General features: G+C 46.3%; 2 protein-coding genes. Both read left to right on the top strand.

Annotated features, from left to right (window positions below; translation table 11 throughout):
- The coding region (locus tag A3751_RS19405; RefSeq protein WP_369821262.1) for an RNA-binding S4 domain-containing protein at positions 1-477 on the top strand (477 nt) is incomplete at its 5' end.
- A gap of 16 nt (positions 478-493) precedes the next feature.
- The coding region (locus A3751_RS19400) for an Hsp33 family molecular chaperone HslO (RefSeq protein WP_197466530.1) at positions 494-771 on the top strand (278 nt) is incomplete at its 3' end.

Genomic DNA, 771 nt, shown 5'->3' with positions numbered 1-771 from the left:
TCAGGGTGCAATCAGGCAAGAGAGTCCGTTTCCCCTGTTAAAGTCGTTTTTAGATATATTACCGAATTCATGAGTAAGCAGAACAACGCAGAAGTTAAGGTCCGCATTGATAAATGGCTTTGGGCTGCCCGTTTTTTTAAAACGAGAACACTGGCAAAAGAAGCCGTCGAGGGTGGGAAAGTGGAGTACAACGGGCAACGTTGTAAACCAGGAAAAACAGTTGATGTGGGTGTTGAGCTAACAATCCGGCAGGGTTGGGTAGATAAAGTCGTGATTGTAAAAGGCATCTCAGATAGACGGCAAAACGCAACGCTTGCCCAAGTATTGTATGAAGAAACCGAGGAGAGCTTCGAAAAACGCGAGCAGAAGCTTGCTGAACGAAGGGCCGAGCGTGAGAGTCAGCCTGTTGCTTTTCGTCGACCTAATAAGCGTGATAGGCGTTTGATTCACCGTTTTAAAGAAGAACGAAACGATTAAACAGAGAGAAGTATATATGCTTGAAGGTGATTCATTTCAAAAATTTATGTTTGACGAATGCCACATTCGAGGTGAAATCGTCAGGCTTTCAGATAGCTTTCTACAAGCGATAGAAGGTAAGCAATATCCAGCGGTTGTGAGGCAATTGCTTGCCGAGGCAACGGCCGCCACGCTGCTGATGACCGGAACACTTAAGTTTGAAGGGCGTTTGTCGTTGCATGCTCGTGGGCAGGGCCCTCTAACCCTGTTGATGGCAGAAGCAACGAATATGAGGAGCTTTCGAACGATTGCTAA

The organism is Oleiphilus sp. HI0080 (genome assembly GCF_001635135.1).
This window is presented reverse-complemented; position numbering and strand designations above follow the sequence as displayed.